The sequence below is a fragment of the Agromyces sp. GXS1127 genome, from assembly GCF_050565425.1.
Classification (GTDB): Bacteria; Actinomycetota; Actinomycetes; order Actinomycetales; family Microbacteriaceae; genus Agromyces.
Map to the genome: position 1 here is coordinate 432,655 of NZ_JBOCIG010000001.1, position 15,502 is coordinate 448,156.

The 15,502-nt window shown below is 72.5% G+C and carries 9 protein-coding genes; 3 read left to right on the forward strand and 6 right to left on the reverse strand.

Going from position 1 to position 15,502, the window contains the following annotated elements:
• The first annotated feature begins 3 nt into the window (after positions 1 to 3).
• Both ACQ393_RS02025 and ACQ393_RS02030 read left to right on the forward strand, forming a co-directional pair.
• Entirely contained in the window at positions 4 to 4,986 is a 4,983-nt protein-coding gene (locus ACQ393_RS02025) for a hypothetical protein (protein ID WP_430645146.1), read from the forward strand.
• Entirely contained in the window at positions 4,986 to 7,967 is a 2,982-nt protein-coding gene (locus tag ACQ393_RS02030) for a hypothetical protein (RefSeq protein ID WP_430645147.1), read from the forward strand. Before ACQ393_RS02025 ends, ACQ393_RS02030 begins: the two co-directional genes overlap by 1 nt.
• A 373-nt stretch (positions 7,968 to 8,340) precedes the next feature.
• On the opposite strand, the gene ACQ393_RS02035 is transcribed toward ACQ393_RS02030, so the two are convergent.
• Complete coding sequence (locus ACQ393_RS02035) at positions 8,341 to 10,734, reverse strand: hypothetical protein (RefSeq protein WP_430645148.1); 2,394 nt, start codon at positions 10,732 to 10,734, stop codon at positions 8,341 to 8,343.
• 151 nt (positions 10,735 to 10,885) lie between these two features.
• Between ACQ393_RS02035 and ACQ393_RS02040 the strand changes: the two genes are divergently transcribed.
• Complete coding sequence (locus ACQ393_RS02040; RefSeq protein ID WP_430645149.1) at positions 10,886 to 11,473, forward strand: VOC family protein; 588 nt, start codon at positions 10,886 to 10,888, stop codon at positions 11,471 to 11,473.
• A gap of 31 nt (positions 11,474 to 11,504) precedes the next feature.
• Here ACQ393_RS02040 and ACQ393_RS02045 read toward each other — a convergent pair whose 3' ends face one another.
• The 5 genes from ACQ393_RS02045 to ACQ393_RS02065 form a co-directional block, all read right to left on the reverse strand.
• Positions 11,505 to 11,798 carry a hypothetical protein gene (locus tag ACQ393_RS02045; protein ID WP_430645150.1) on the reverse strand — a complete coding sequence of 98 codons (294 nt, stop codon included), beginning with the start codon at positions 11,796 to 11,798 and terminating at the stop codon, positions 11,505 to 11,507.
• 119 nt (positions 11,799 to 11,917) lie between these two features.
• A complete protein-coding gene (locus tag ACQ393_RS02050; protein WP_430645151.1) occupies positions 11,918 to 12,595 on the reverse strand; it encodes a response regulator in 678 nt (225 codons plus the stop codon).
• Positions 12,592 to 13,722: a sensor histidine kinase gene (locus tag ACQ393_RS02055; RefSeq protein WP_430645152.1), complete on the reverse strand. Its 1,131-nt coding sequence runs from the start codon at positions 13,720 to 13,722 to the stop codon at positions 12,592 to 12,594. The genes ACQ393_RS02050 and ACQ393_RS02055 overlap by 4 nt, the downstream gene beginning before the upstream one ends.
• Complete coding sequence (locus tag ACQ393_RS02060) at positions 13,719 to 14,450, reverse strand: DUF2306 domain-containing protein (RefSeq protein ID WP_430645153.1); 732 nt, start codon at positions 14,448 to 14,450, stop codon at positions 13,719 to 13,721. The genes ACQ393_RS02055 and ACQ393_RS02060 overlap by 4 nt, the downstream gene beginning before the upstream one ends.
• A gap of 207 nt (positions 14,451 to 14,657) precedes the next feature.
• Positions 14,658 to 15,323: a class I SAM-dependent methyltransferase gene (locus ACQ393_RS02065; RefSeq protein WP_430645154.1), complete on the reverse strand. Its 666-nt coding sequence runs from the start codon at positions 15,321 to 15,323 to the stop codon at positions 14,658 to 14,660.
• Positions 15,324 to 15,502: the final 179 nt, after the last annotated feature.

The following is a 15,502-nucleotide window of genomic DNA, read 5'->3' on the forward strand; positions in this document are numbered from 1 at the left end:
GCCATGACGCTCCTGGATGAGGTCCTCGGCAGCGGCTGGGCGGGCGGTGTCGTGCTCGGCGACGACGCGCGACTGCTGCTCGATTCGCTGGACGAGCTCGCGAATCCGGCGGGGCGTGCCCGCCTCACGGCCGATGCGGCGATCCCGGGCGCGCTCGGGGCGACGCTGCCGTCCGGGACCACCGTCCGGTGGGCGCTCGTCCGCGCGGGCAACGGCTTCCGGATGACGCTCACGCTCGAGGGTGCGGCATCCCAGCCGGTGCCGGGCGTCGCCGCAGCATCCCGTACCGAGTCGGGCACGGGCGTTCGCCGACGGGCGCGCCTCACCCAAGCCGGCGCCGGAGCGCTCACCGTGCAGCTCACCGGTGCGGTCGTCATCGAGGGCCGGCCGCAACGGGTGACGACGATCACCGCGAACGGCCTGCGGCTCGTGCCGAGCAGCCCGAGCATGCTGCTTCCGGGCGGCATCGGGCTGACCGCGCCGACAGGCTTCACCCTCGGGCCGAACCAGCACGTCGAGTTCGTGCTCCCCGGTGACGTGCCGCTCTTCGGCGGACTCGTGATCCCGGCCGACCTCGCGCTCGGCGGGCAGACGATCACCGCAGAGGTGCCCGTGCGGCTCCGCGCTCCCGATCCGGAGGTCTCCGGCACGATCAGTTGGCGCACCGGCCCGGGCCCCGAACTCATCGACCTCGTGCCGGTTTCGATCTCGTTGTCCTTCGACCTGCCCGACGGCCCGCTCGGCCCGCTGCCGACGGGCGATGCGTCCATCCGGCTCCGGCTCGATGCGACGCGCCCGGTCGACGCGCCCGATGAGCTCCGGCTCGCCGTCGGCGTCGAATCGGATGCCGCGGAGGGCCTCGTGCACGTGCCACATTCCCCTTCCGCGAAGGTGCCGGGGGCGATGGTCGCCCTCGCACCCGGGGTACTCGCCGAGATCGGCGGCACCGCTGCATCCGTCGCGGCACTGCTCGCCGCGGCCGCGTTCGCGCAGGCCGTCACGACTCGAGGTGGGTACACCGTGCACTCGGCCGTGATCGAGGCCGCGACCTCGGAGGGCGTCTCGCTTCGGCTCGACGTCTCGGGCTCGGTGTCGGTCGGGTCGTGGGGCGTCTCGAACTTCCTGCGCATCGGCATGGATGAGAACCGGCCGATGCGCGTGCGGTGGCGCGACCTGCGCGCGACCATCGACCCGTCGAAGCCCGGCGCGGAGGCGTTGCGGCTCGACTTCGCGAGCGCACGCGCCGAGATCCTCGACCCGGGCGGCTGGACGGTCGAGACCGCCGCGAACCTGTTCGAGATCGTCGGCACCCGATCGGGCAGCGGCTCGACCTGGTTCGAGATCGACCTGCGCTTCACGTACGAGCTGGGCCCCGTGCGCGTCAGCGGGGCGACCGTGCGGGCGACCTGGGACGGCGGTGCGGTCCGGTACGGGATCCGGGGCCTGCAGGCCTCGGTCCAGGTGCCCGGCCTCGTCGAGGCGGGCGGGTCGATCTCGCTCGCCGACGGGGTCGAGGTCGTGCTCTGGGCCGAACTCGTCCCGCTCGGCGTGAGCGGGTTCCTCGTGTTCCGGACGGCGACCGAGGGCGGGGTCACCCGGTACGAGTTCACGCTCGGCGTCGACCTGCCCGTGCCGATCCTGCTCGGCCCCACCGGCCTCTCGCTCTACACGATCGCCGCGACGTTCGGCACCAACTCGGCGATGCCTCCGCTCGGCACGGCGGACCCGCTCGGCGACCTGCGCACGTGGCAGCCGTGGGACGGGCTCGAGACCCGCTCAGGGGCGACCACCCTCGGAGCCGGCGTCGTCGTCGGCACCGCACCCGACGCGGGGTTCGCCTTCAACGCGCTCGGCGTCTTCGGCATCACGCTGCCCGACCCGGCGCTGCGGATCGCGCTCGACGCCCACTTCCTCGTGGCACGGTACCGCGCCGCCCAACTGCCGCTGCTCGAGCAGCATGCCGGCGGCGGCGCCGGCCTCGCCCTGTTCGGCGGGCTCGCCGTCTCCGACCGTGAGATCGTCGTGGGCGTCGTCGGCAGCTACCACATCCCCAAGGTCGTGTCGATCACGCTGCCCGTGGTCGGCGTGTTCCGCTTCGATCGGCCCGAGAACTGGTTCCTGCACGCTGGCAGCGACCAGCTGAACGACCGCATCCCCGCACCGCTCAGCGCGGAGGTGTTCCCGGGGCTCGGCCCCCTGGAGGTCAGAGGTTGGGGCTACGTCATGATCCGGGGCGACGGCATCCCGAACGTCGGCGGCAGCGGACGCGACCTCACGGGCTTCGCCGTCGCCGTGGGCGCCGGCTTCACGAAGACGTTCGGCGTGCGGCCCGTGCTCTGGGCCGAGGTGAGCGCCTCGTTCGTCGCGGGGATCGGCACGCGCCCGTTCATGATGTGGGTCACCGCCGACCTGCGCGGCCGCGCCGGCATCGGCCCATTCAGCGTCGGCGTCGACACGAAGCTCACGATCCAGATCGGGCCGGACGAGCGGGTGGATGTCGCGTTCAAGGTCTGCGTCTCGATCGACCTGTGGCTGACGACCCTGCGCGGATGCCTCGAGATCGGCACGCTCGACACCGACCCCGCCGAGCCGCCCGTCCCCGCCGACGACGAGTGGCCGTTCCCGGTCTTCGCGCTCGCCGACGGCATCGGCCGCCTGCACGTCGACGGCGTCGACGAGCACGAACCGCCCGCACCCGATCCGGATCCCGCGCCGCCCAGCTGGTCGAACGTCGAGACCGTGTGGCCCGACGCCATCCCGCTCCTGACCTTCCCGGTGGCACCCGTGGTCGAGGCGCCGGGCGTGCCGCTGCCGGGCGGCACCCAGAACGGCGGCATCACGGGGTCGGGCACCTACCGCTTCCGCTGGGTGCTCGCCGACCTCGCGCTCGAGGAGATCGGCGACGGGGGCGTGGTGGCCGACACCATCAGCCTCGACAACTCCGCGTGGCAGGCCGCCGCCGAGGACGTCGTCGTGACCTCTGGCCTGCGCCAACTCGCACTGCTCACCACGAGCCGCGGCGTCTCGCTCATCCACCAGAGCCCCACGTACCAGAAGCCCGATCGCCATCCGCTCAAGTCGATCACGGGCCTCTGCAACTGGAAGCCGCTCATGGCACGGGCGTGGAGCTTCGGGGTGGATGCCACGGTCGACGGCGATGGCGAATGGCACGTTCCCGGCCGCCACGGCCCGCTCACCCCGCTCTCCTTCCGCATCTTCTCGTCGCCCGTCGGCTTCCGGGCGTGCTGGCGAACCTGGGTCGACGGACACGACGCGGACATCCCCGGCATCGCCGCGCCATCCGGCCCCTACCGCTTCGACGCGATCGAGGTCGAGGGCACAACGATGACGGGAGCGCTGTCGGTCGGCGCGCCCATGGGCGTCGCGCCGACGCATCCCGACCGGCTGCAGGTCATGCAGGAGCTGGAGGTGGTGCTCGACGAGCCCCTCCAAGAGGGGGCGCTCTACCTGCTCGTACGCACTCCGTCGCGCGAACTCGTCGAGGGCATCGACGCACCGGAGACCACCGGGCTCGGCGGCCGGGACGTGGCCGCCGTCGAGATCATCGACGAGCTCGGCGACGATGGCGTGCTCCTCGTGCTGCGCCTCGACCTGCCGAAAGGCACCGAGACCGTCACGTGGAAGCCGCCGTGGCAGGTGTCGCCGGACGTGCTCGGCCTGCATGCCCTGGCCTACGCCACCAGGGACGCGGTCGACGCGGCGCAGGCCGCGACCGACGAGGCGGTCGCCAAGGATCAGGTCGCGATCCTGACGCCCTGGACCACGCGCACCGTCCTGAAGGCGGGCACGAAGTACCGTATCCGCGCCACCCTGCGCTGGGAGCGTCTGCAGGACGGCGTGCCCAGCGCGTTCGTGCCTCCGCCCGGCACCGAGCGGACGATGCACTGGTTCTTCCGCACCGCACCCGCACGCGCGGGCGTCTCGGCGGCGATCGCGCCGTGGAAGGGGATCGGCTCACCCGTCAGCGCGGCGATCCAGGTGCTCGCGCGGCCGACCTTCGACGTCAGCTCCATCCAGCGGTACTTCCACCGGTACAGCGTCGCCGAGGGCGAGTCGTTCGTGTTCACCGCGGATGTCCCGACCGCGTCGTTCTTCGCCGTGCACGTCGCCGCGCTCGCCGATGCCTACGGCCGGCAACCCGTGCTCGTGCTGCGCCGAATCGACCGGCCGCGGGTGCCCGATGAACCGGTTGACGCCGAGCCCGTCATCACGGGCGTGATCCTCAAGGTCGCGGCCTCGCTCGGCATGCTCGTGGCCGAGACCGATGCGGATGCCGGGTGCGCCGTGCCGCCGCATGGCCTCGAGTTCGCATGGCCGGGCACCCTCGCCTGCGACGCCTCGTACGAGCTCTCGGTCGCCTTCCCGGAGGAGGGCAAGCGCGCGAAGACCGGCGACCCCGAGCTCGCCGGCATCACGTTCTCGACGTCGTCGTACGAGGGGCCGCCGCAGCTGATCGGGTCGCTCGGCTTCGTGGGCGCCCCGTCGGGCGAGGCGGTCGCGCGCGCCAGGGCGACCGGCGACCTGCCCATCCGGGGCACCGTCGCCGATGCCGGCCCGGGCACGGTGGTCGGCGACGCGGCGCTCGAGTCGATGCTGGACCAGCTCGGCATCCAGCTCGACGGGTTCGGCGGCGGCGCCCGCTCGGCGGTGCTGTGGAGCCGGCTCGACGGCGGCGGCTGGGCGGCGCGAGGGCTCCTCGTCGAGTCCGCCGAGCCCCTGATCCGCGACGGCGGGCGGCGGATGGCGCTGCAGGGGGCGCGTATCGGCTCGACCGAGTTGACGATCCGGCGCGCCAATACGGTGGGAACCCGGGCGTTGTGGCTCTCGACGGCGCCCATCGCGCTCGCCGGTCCGACGGTCGTCAGCCTCACCGCGACCGATCGGGGCGCACCATTCACCCGGCGACTCACCGTGGAGCCCGTGCCGCGCTTCGCGAGCGCCCTGATGTCGGAGGCGGTGCGCTGATGCTGGTCTCGGAGTTCGCGAACCCGGTGCAGGCCGTGGGCCAGGGTGCGAACGTGGTCGGCGACGACCGCATCCCCGATGGCGTGCAATGGCGGGCGAGCCTGGGACGGGGGTTCCTGCTCCCGGCCGGCCCCGTCGTGCTGCATCGCTGCCTCTTCGAGGCGGGCGAGCTGCACGGCGACACGGCCGCGGTGAGCAGCCGCCCCTTGCCGGCGGAGGTCACGCCGCGGAGCCCGCTGGCGCTCTTTCCGATCCGCTGGTCGGGACGTCGACCGTGCTGGGTCGAAGTCGTCGGCGACGGACGGCTGCGCGTCGCCATCACGGCGCCGTCGATGGGGCCGAGCCGCCAGCCGGTGGAACTCGCCGCCGTCGACGAGCCGCCCTACCGGGTGGGATCGTTCGCCATGGGCGGCGTGCTCGTCACGGGCGAGGGGCGCGTCGACGACATCCGCGTCTGGTTCCTCGATCCCGACACCGTCGTCGAGACCACCCGCGTCGGCATCGACGCGCTGCCCGACGACTACCTGGGGGCGTTCACGGCTTACGCCCTGCCCAACGGCGGAGACCAGGAGAGCTGGAAGGACCGGATCCTGGCCGCGGCGCCCGCCGCAGCGGTGCCGTACGCCCCGGTCCCGCCCGATGCCCCATACCGTCCCGATTTCGAACTGGCGCGCGTCAATCGCCTCGTGCGTGCCGAGGCCTCGGTGGACGCCTGGGTGCGACGCGCCTACGACGCCGCCGATGCGTCGCGGGACGACCTCGTCATCGTCGCTGAGCCCGAGCTCGGCCCGCACCCGGTGCGAGGGCGGCATCGCGCCTCGGAATCGCTCGCGATGGCCGCGATCGACCCGGGCGTGAGCCGCTGGCTCGCCCGCACCGGCACGGTGCGGGTCGACCTGAGCGGGGGACCCGACGACCTCGCGCTCCTCGTGGCGCAGGCGCCGGGCCTGTTCCACGGTCCGCCCGGTGAGCGATCCGATTTCGGCGGCGAGCCCGGTCGTCTCTACAACGAGGCGCTCGATAGGGGATGGCGCGAGCTCCTCGACAACATCGAGGACATCCCCGATCCGAGCGGCGAACGAACGCTGCAGGCGAAGCTCCTGAACGTGCCCATCGCGATCTCGCTCGCCACGCCCGCCGCGCGGCCCGCCCCGCTCGAGCTCACGCGGTCGGGCGACCCGAGCTGGTACGCCGATGCCGCCGCGGGCGAGACCGGCTGGCGGCAGTCGATCGCGCTGCGCGGCGTCGCGGCGCCGGTCGGACCGGTGTCGCTCGAACAGGTCGGTCCCGACCAGCGGCGGACGCTGCATCCGCTCGTCGGCGATGACAGCGACGTCGCGGCGCCCATGAGCGCCGCGTGGCCGCCGAAGCAGGGCGCCCCCACGGTGACGGCGACCGTGCCGGTCGCAGCCGGCGACGAGGCATCCGAGGTCACCTGGCGCGTGCACGCCGGAGACTGGACCGGCCGCTGGAGCGACCCGGTCGAGCTGACCGGCGGCCCCCCGCCGCGCCCCACCCCCGGAGGCTGCACGCTCGAGGCGTGGTACACGCCGGGCTCGTCACCGCCGACGGGACTCGCGTCGACGGGGGACGTGCGCCTCTCGATCAGGTTCGAGCCGACCGGCCTGCCCGGCAGCGTGCCGGTCGACCGGATCCAGTGGACGGTCGACGGCGTGTCCGAGGATCCGATCGAACTGACGGCGATGCACCAGGTCGACGGACTGCGCGCCTTCCGCGACGTCCCCGCTCCCGAGACCAGCCCCGGCGAATCGAAGACCATCCGGTTCACCGCGGTCGCCATCGACCTGGACGGTGGACGGTCGAGCGAGGCATCCGTCACCGTCGTCGTCGCCGACCCGCGACCGCTGCCCGCGCTGCGCATCGGCCCGAGACTCATGCCGACCTCGCGTCCGACCGCCGACCCCGAGGTCTCGATCACGCTCACGGCGAGCGGGGTGCCCGAGGGCGGTGCGGTGCGATTCCTGTTCGCGAACGAGACGGCCGTGCGCGCCGCGCTCGGCCTGCCGACGCAGGGGTTCCGCACCACGCCCCGGTACGAGCGGGCCGAGACGCTGCGTCAGGCCGGCGGAGGCCCGCAGCGCGCGTACTCGGCCGCGCTGCCCGACCCGGTGCGCGCCGTCGGCGGACGCGCTACGGCAACGCTGCGCTTCCCGGCGGGGTCGAACGACCTGATCCTGGTGCGTGCGCTGCCGGTGGCGACGACGACGGACGCCGCGGGCATCGTGAAGGAGACGGCATCCACGCCGTTCGCGGCGACCCAGCCCGCCTTCGTCGCGGTGCCCACGAGCGACGCGCCCGCCCTGCCGCGGATCAGCGCCAGTGCCACACCCAGCGGACGGATCACGGTCGACGTCGCGGCGCCTCACGTGTCCACCGCTCGCTTCGGGGGTGGCCCGCCGGAGGCGCGCATCGTGCAGGTCGTGGAGGACATGCCGCCGGCGTTCTGGCCGGAGGTCGCCGCGCTCGTGCTCGCTCGTCGCGGTGACGAGTGGACCGGGCGCCTCACACTGCCGGCCGTCGAGTGGGCGCGCGTCGGACTCGCCGCGAGCGTGCGGTTCCCGGCCGAGCCGCTGCTCGCGCCCGGTGCGGTGGCATCGCCCGGAGACCTCATCGCGCCCGGACCGGCTTCCGCAGGGTCCGCCATGCGAGCGCCTTGGGGACCCGTCGGTGCCCCGGCGTGGCTGGAGCTTCGCGGACGCGCGCCCCGAGTAGACGCAGCAATCGAAGCCGATGGGAGCTGGCGCGTGGAGGTGCGCGACCTGCCGCCGGCGCGCGACGGATCGCCCGGCTTCGCGGCGGAGCTCTACCGGGGAACGTCGGCGCTGATCCTCGACTCGGTGCACGCGCTCGACGCGACGATTCCGTCGTTCACCGTCGGCCCGTTCCCCGGGCAGGAGGGCGGGGTCGTCCTCGTCGACCCGTTCGGCGGGAGGAGCGCCGTGTTCGAACTGCCGGCGTGATCGGCAGGATGGCCAGGACGTCTGCGGCACGCGGCGTCGCGGCGGCAGCGCCCCTCGCGGAGCGCGGCCCCAAGCCCGAGTAGGGCGCCCGCCCGCTGCGTCGCCTGATCTGGCGCGAGATCGACGACGAATCGCCGATCTCTTCGTCACCGGCGACCCCGGCGAGGGCGAGGCGGTGCGGGTGGATGCCGCCGACGACGAGTTCGTCGTGGCATCCGTGCCCAGCGCGACCGTGAACCGAGCTGCCTAGCCCGGTGGTCGAGGAGCACCGCCGAAGGCGGCGCGTATGGAGACCGCCACACGCGACGGCCCGGCTCCTCACGCGCAAGCCGGGTCGTCGCACGCCTCTGCGGCGGGTTGCCCGCGGGCAGGATCAGCCGGTGACCTGCAAGACGATGAAGAGTACCGACAGCGCGAAGCTCACTATCACGAGCGACCACGCGACCGCCGCTCTGGCGCCGGACAGGCCCCGGTCGCCTGCCCAATTAGCCACGTTGAGTGCGGCGAACGGCAGCGCCAGCACGAGGAACATCACCAGGAGGTCCGCCCCCGGTGGAATGGCGAAGGCGAATACCAGCAAGGCGACCTGGGCGGCGAGTACGCCGAGCAGGAGCAGTGCGCTCGATGCCGGAGCGGCACCTTCGTCCGGAGGGGGGAGGTACTTGAAGGGCCGGTACGAGCGCGGGTCCTTCACGAACGACCAGTGCCCCGACGTGCTGCAGAGGGGGAACGCCGCGAACATCATCGAGAGCACCGCGACGCTCGCTACGACGGCGGGCACGATGGTCCAATCGGTCTGCGATGCCTCGAATCGCTCGAGGCCGACGACGGCAATGACCACGAACCACAGCAGCAGCCCGGCGAGGAAGCCATACCGCAGGGCGCGAGCGGAAAGTGCTTGAGGGGTTTGCGCCCGTTTACTCCAGACGCGACGCGTGACCCGGACGATGATCCAGATCACCCCGATGGCGACGGCGCACAGCACCGGGAGGGTGTACATGACCTCCAGGACGCGGGGCGCTGCGCTCCAATCGAACCAGACGAGGGCGGCGGTCGCGAGCAGGAGGTTCGTAAGTAGGCCGGCGACAACGACCATCGCCGCCGAGCCGCGCTCGAACGTCGCGTCTCCCGGGGCGGGTTGCTCCTCGATGAACGCCCAACCCGCCCAGATGAGTAGCGCCAGACCGTAGCAGGCCAGCCCGAGCAGGGCGACGACTATTCCTGCCGCGACGGCCTCGGGACCGATTCCGAGCACGGGTGCGAGGCGATCCGGGAACAACGCTCTGACCCAGTCGATCACCGGCGACACAAGCTCGGCGAGCTCTGAGCTGAAACGGAGCGCCGCAGCCCAAACGCCTACTGCCAGAGCAGCTCGGAACGCCTCGAGCCAGCGACCGCGCCGCTGTCGGAGATCTCCGCGCACCCGCGCGAGATGCTCGAGCGATTCCGCTGTGCCCGCCGGTAGGTTCGGAGTGGCGTCTATGGCGTAGGCGACGATCCGAGTCACGAACTCCGTGCGATTGGCGAAGTACGAGGAATGGTCGGTCACGACATTGCCGTGGTTCCAGAGCCTGACCTCCTCGGCCTGCTCGAATACGGTCTTCGTCGACGGTCCGCCGTTCACCGGATCCGCGGAGGCCCAGAGGTCGACCCAGCGCTGGGCAAGCTTCCTCGAGTGCGGTCGAAGCCGTGACTCGCGGGTCGTCGCCGTGGCCTGTTTCGCCATCGCTTGGAGGAACGCCGCCGCAGCTGGCCAGCCGAACAGCAGCAAGGCGACCATCCAGTCCGGAATCTCCCCGCCGCGGAACACGTCGACGATCGTGAAGGCAACGACGCCCACGAGTCCGAGGACGAGCAGGCTGATCAGGGCGAGGACGACGTTCTCCCGGCGGGGCACCGATCGGAGCCACTGGAGTTGGCTGATCCCAGCCCCATAGGTGACGAGGGTGCGGACGGGTGGCGTGTGCTCGAGCGCCTGAGCTGTGACCGCCGCACCCTGCGAGTGCGCCACGACGATCACCGTTCTGCATCGGGCTCCGAGCCAGTTCACATCGTGTGCAACGACGCTGGACATGGCTGCGGAGTTGATGGCGCTCTCGCTGAAGAGCAGGCTGTCGCCGATGAAGGTCGAGAGCAGGACCTCGATCTTCCCCAACAGCGTCTGCAGCCAGGCGAACGGGATGAGCGCGCGAATTATGACCGACGTCACGAGGACGATCAGGACGGCGGCCACGAGGGGTAGGGAGACCGCGGTCCAGAGCGCCTGAAGGATGACGCGCCACCAGTACTGCGGCCGCCAACCCCAAGCGCGCGCTGCGGCGAGCAGGCTCTCGATGGCGCGCACGACCACCAGGGCGGGCGTCCGAAGGAGAATCCAGCGCAGCGTCGTGCCAGCACTCGGTGGGACGAACGCGCTCGCCCAGTTCGACTCGGAGAGTAGCCAGGAGGTGGATCGCTGGATGGCGTCATCATCGGCGCTCGCATCGAACTCGATGACCGCACTCGGCGGTTCGTCTGCCGGCATGCGCACGGTCCCGAGTCGACTCATCGGCGCACCGTCGACTCGATCTGTGAAGTCCCGGTCTCTCAGGTAGGCGACGACTGCATCCCCGGCTTCGACGAGAAAAGATCCGCGCTGCTGCTGCCCGATGCCGTGCACGAAGAGCAGGCCGACATCATGAATGCGTTCCGTCGCCTCATTGCCGTGCGACCCTCGCATCGTTCCCCCCGACCCGACCCGATCCGTCCTGAACGGCAGGATAGCCATTCCGTAGGATCGCGGCGGAGCGCGCCGCGCCCATGGTCCGCGCCCTCGGCGACAGCGAGGTGGTGCGAGTGGATGACGCCGACCTTCGCCGCGCCTAGCCTGATACGTTCGCCGCATGCCCGTCGTTCGGACGGACGGGAGGAGGACGACGATGTCCGATCCGGTCGGCGACATCATCGGGGACTACCGGGCGTTCGTCGCGCAGCAGCGCGACCGCCTGCTGGCGCGCGGCATCGACATCGCGCCGTACGAGCTGGGCCACCTCGCGTTCCGGGTGCCCGAGTGGGACCAGTACGTGCACGTGCGGACGCTGCTCGAGCGCCATGCCGCCGCGAACATGGAGAACGTCTGGAACGGGCGGCCGATGTCCCTGATCCTCCTCGCAGAGCCGCTCCGGGTGCTCGACGGCAAGGAGATCCCGCTCATCGAGCTCATCCCGCCGGTGCACCAGCGCGTCTACAAGATGGGCATGGAGCACGTCGGCGTGGTCGTCGGCGACGAGGCCGACGAGTTCTCGCGCCGTCACCGCGAGGTGCTGACCGGACAGCAGTTCCAGAACCGGTGGAACGAGCCGACGTACATCCTGTTCGAGGACTTCACGCACGTGAAGTTCCACCAGCGCCCGCTGCGCGAGGTCGTCGAACTGCAGGGCGGAACGTTCGACGGCATCCGCCACGTCGAGGGCTGGGTTCCGCAGCGGCTCGTCACGGCGACCGGGCCGAACCCGTTGCCGCGCTGATCCCTTACGGACGGACGATTCGGGACCGCGCCTAGCGGGTGTGCCGGTCCGTCGTCTCGGAGAATCGCTGGCGGAGGGTCGCGTCGAGCCCCGCGATGAGCGCATCCAGCCCGCGATCGAAGGTATCGAGGTCGCGAAGGTCGGCGACGGCGGATGCCTCGGCGCCGCGTGAACCGGCGGGACGGCCATCCGCTCGGCTGCGCGCCCACACCACGAGGAAGCCCGTCGCGTAGGCGTCGACGATGCCGAGGATCTGCCGCGCCTGCTCCGCGTCGGGGCCCGACCCCTCGAGGCCGGCGAGGGCCGCGCCGAGGTGCGGCGCCACCGGCGAGGAGTCGTAGGGCGCCAGCGCGAGCAGTTCCGCGTCGGCGCCGCGCTCGAACAGGAGCTCGGGATGTGGACCGACCCGGGATGGTGGCCCGCGGTGACGAGCCTCGCCACGGCCTAGCGCACCCGGCCCCGCTCATGCGCCCAGATCGCGAGTTCGACGCGATTGCGCACGCCGATCTTCGCCATGAGGCTCGCGATGTGCGTCTTCACGGTGCTGAGCGAGATGTGCAGCGCACGGCCGATCTCGTCGTTGCCGAGGCCGCGGGCGACGGCCGCGAGCACGTCCTCCTCGCGGTCGGTCAGCGGGGTCGCCGGTGGAGGCGCCGACGCGGACCGCGCGGCCGCGGCATCCGACCCGGCGAACGCCTCGATGAGTCGCATCGTCACGTTCGGGTCGATGAGCGCGTCGCCGCGCGCGGCCGCGTGCACGGCCTCGGCGAGCATGGTCGGCCCGGCATTCTTCAGCAGGAAGCCGCGCGCGCCGGCGCGAAGCGCGCCGTAGACGTACTCGTCGAGGTCGAACGTCGTGATCACGACCACGGGGATCGGGTCGGCGACCTCCGGGCCGGCCAGTGCGCGCGTCGCCTCGAGGCCGTCCATGCCGGGCATCCTGATGTCGAGCAGGCAGACATCGGGCCGGATGTCTCGCGCCAGCGCCACGGCCTCGGCGCCGTCGCGGGCCTCGCCGACCACCTCGATGCCGGGCAGCGCGTTCAGGATCACCCGCAGCCCGGCGCTCACCAGCTCCTGGTCGTCGGCGAGGAGCACCCGCACGGGCGCGCGGTCGCTCACCGCGACCATCCGCTGCTCGGGAGCACCACGGTTACTGCCCAGCCGCGGCCGTCGGGGGCGGGGCCTGCGGTGCAGGTGCCGCCCAGCACGGCGGCGCGTTCGGCCATACCGGTCAGCCCGAATCCGGGGGCGGCGGATGCCGCGGGCGCGCCGTCGTCGACGACGTCGACCCGCACGCCGGCCGCATCGACTCGCACGCGCACGTCTAATCGCGACGCGTCGCGCGCGTGCCGACGGGCGTTGGTCACGGCCTCCTGCGCGATGCGGAACAGGGCCGCTCCGACCGCGGGCGGCACGGCGTCGGGATCGCCGCCGATGCGCACGTCGATCGGCGGCGAGCCGCCGAGGCGCGCGAGGCGCCGGATGTCGGCGATGCCGGGCGTCGGCGCGAGCTCCGCGGCATCCGCCCGCCTGAGCACCCCGACCATCGAGCGCATCTCGTCGAGCGTGCGCGACGCCTCGCCCTCGATGATTCGCAGCGCCTCGGCCGCGGCGACCGGATCGGACTCGGCGACGGTCGACCCCGCCTGGGCCTGGATGGCGATCGCCGAGACGTGGTGCGCGACCGTGTCGTGCAGGTCGCGGGCCAGCTGCTCGCGCTCGACGAGCCGAACGCGATCGAGCTCGCGTGCCCGCGCCGCCGCGCGCTGCCGGAATGCGACGCCGAGCGTCATCGTCGTGGCGGCGACGGCGATGCCGCCCACCACGTCGCCGAATGTCGGGGCGCTGAACAGCAGGGAGACGAGCGTTCCGACGACCACGAGCGCGGCGCCGCCGAGCATCGCGCGCCCCGAGCCCCACCGCATGACCGCGTAGACGAGGATCAGGAAGTATGCCGTCGTGATCAGCTGCGGGTCGCCGCCCGCCACGAACCCGACCGTCGACCCGACGGCGAACGAGATCGCCAACATCGTGAACGGGCGGATGCGTCGCCACAGCAGGGTCGGCACGAGCCCCACGAGCACGACCGCCCAGAGCCAGCGCCACGGGACATCCGCTCGCAGCGCCGCCTCGATGACGATGAGCGGCGGGAGCGCGGCGACGATCACCCAGTCGCGCCAGACCCGGCGGGGCGGCGGCGGGGAGGCGGCCGGAGCATCCCACAGCGCCCTGGCGGGGCTCGTCATGCCCCCCATGATAGGCGCGCGCCCACCGCCCGGGATCGGCCGGAAGCACGAGCCCGCCGGGGCGCGCGCGGCGTCCGAGACGCCCGGCGCCGGATGATCACCTCGGCGACGACGAGGTTGATCACCCAGCCCGCGCCCATGAGCACCGAGTGCACGAACTGGTCGGGTGCACCGAACGCGAGCGTCCACGGCGCGAACGTGAGCACCTGCGTGCCGGCGCCGATGCCGATCGCGTAGGCCCGGGTCATCCAGGCGCTGTGCGTGGTGACGTCGCCGCGACGGATGGCGGCGAAGGCGACCACGATCGCGGCGGCCATCGCCGACCCGAACACGAGTCGCATGATGAACAGGCCCGGACCGTTGATCGCGGGCATGTCGTAGAGGAGGGTCATCCAGAGCGCCGAGCCTGCCGAGAGCAGCCCCGCGGGCGCGACGATGCGGCCGGCGATGCGGTGCCAGCGCTTGCGGCGGAGGGATGGCGCGAACTGCAGCGCGCCGAGCACGAGGAACACCACCGAGCCGACGATGTGCACGACCACGGGAATGGGCGATTCGACGAAGCGGGCGTTCTCGGCGGTGACCGGGGCAGCGGTCGCGAGCGACGTGAGGCGCGAGCCGCCGCCGATGATCGGCACGATGCTGAGCGCGATGAGGCCCGCGGGGGCGAGCCACTCGGGGCGGCGGGTGCGGCGGCCGGGGCGGTGGCTGGTGGCGTCGGTCGTGGTCATGCCTCGATCGTCGCCGTGAAGCCCGTGCGGCACATCGGCCGGGAGGCTCGCCTCGCCTCGGCCGATCGGCCGATGCGCTGATGCGCGTGGACGGAACGTCCTCACGCCGAGTCCCGAAGCATGGCGGGTCCAGTCGCCAGTTCCCGGGAGTCGCCCGGGCTCACGGATCTCATTCCCGGCCGGCGGCGCCCGGGCCCGCCCGCTCGCTCAGCGCGCGCGGCGCGCCAGCAGCGTCGCGTCGTGCACGTCCAGGGTCTCGCCGTCGCGGACCGTGGTGCGCGGTCGCTGCTCGACGACGAGCGGCTCGAAGTCGTCGGGCAGGCCGGGCAGCAGTTCCTCCGCGAGGAACATCGCGTCGCGGTGGCTCGCCGACAGGTGCGTGAAGGCAGCGGGTGGCGCGTGGCCGACCACGAGCAGCCGCCCGCCGGGCGCGACCGCGCCGGCGAGGCGCCGCACGACGTCGACCATCCCGTGGTCGGGCGGGTGCAGGAAGTGCGTGGTCACGAGGTCGTACGACCGGCCGCCGGCGTCGAAGGTGCGGGCATCCACCTGCCACCAGTCGGTGCGATCGGCGACGCCGGCCGCCTCGGCGTTACGGGCCGCGCGGGCGAGGCCGTTGGCCGAGAAGTCGGCGCCGGTCACGCGCCATCCGTGCTGTGCGAGCCAGATCACGTCGCCGCCCTCGCCGCAGCCGACGTCGAGCGCGGTGCCGGGCTCGAGGGCGGATGCCTCGGCCACGAGCTGCGCGTTCGGGTTGCCGCTCCACACGGACTGCTCGCCCGAGTAGCGCTCCTCCCACGCCGGTGGCTCGAACATCTCGGCGGCGCCGGCCGCGCCATCCGTCTCATGCTCGCCGTGCCGGTGACCGGACATCGGGGCTCCTCTCGCTCCTTCGCCAGCGTAGGCCGCGACGGCCCGGTCGGTTGTCGTCACGATCGGCGGGTGCGCGGCGGCCGGCACCCGCCGATCGTGACGACATCCGGGGCCGGGCGGCGAGCGTGCCGCCGCCCCAGCCGAGCTTTGCTCGGCATCCCCCGTTCGTGGGATGGCAG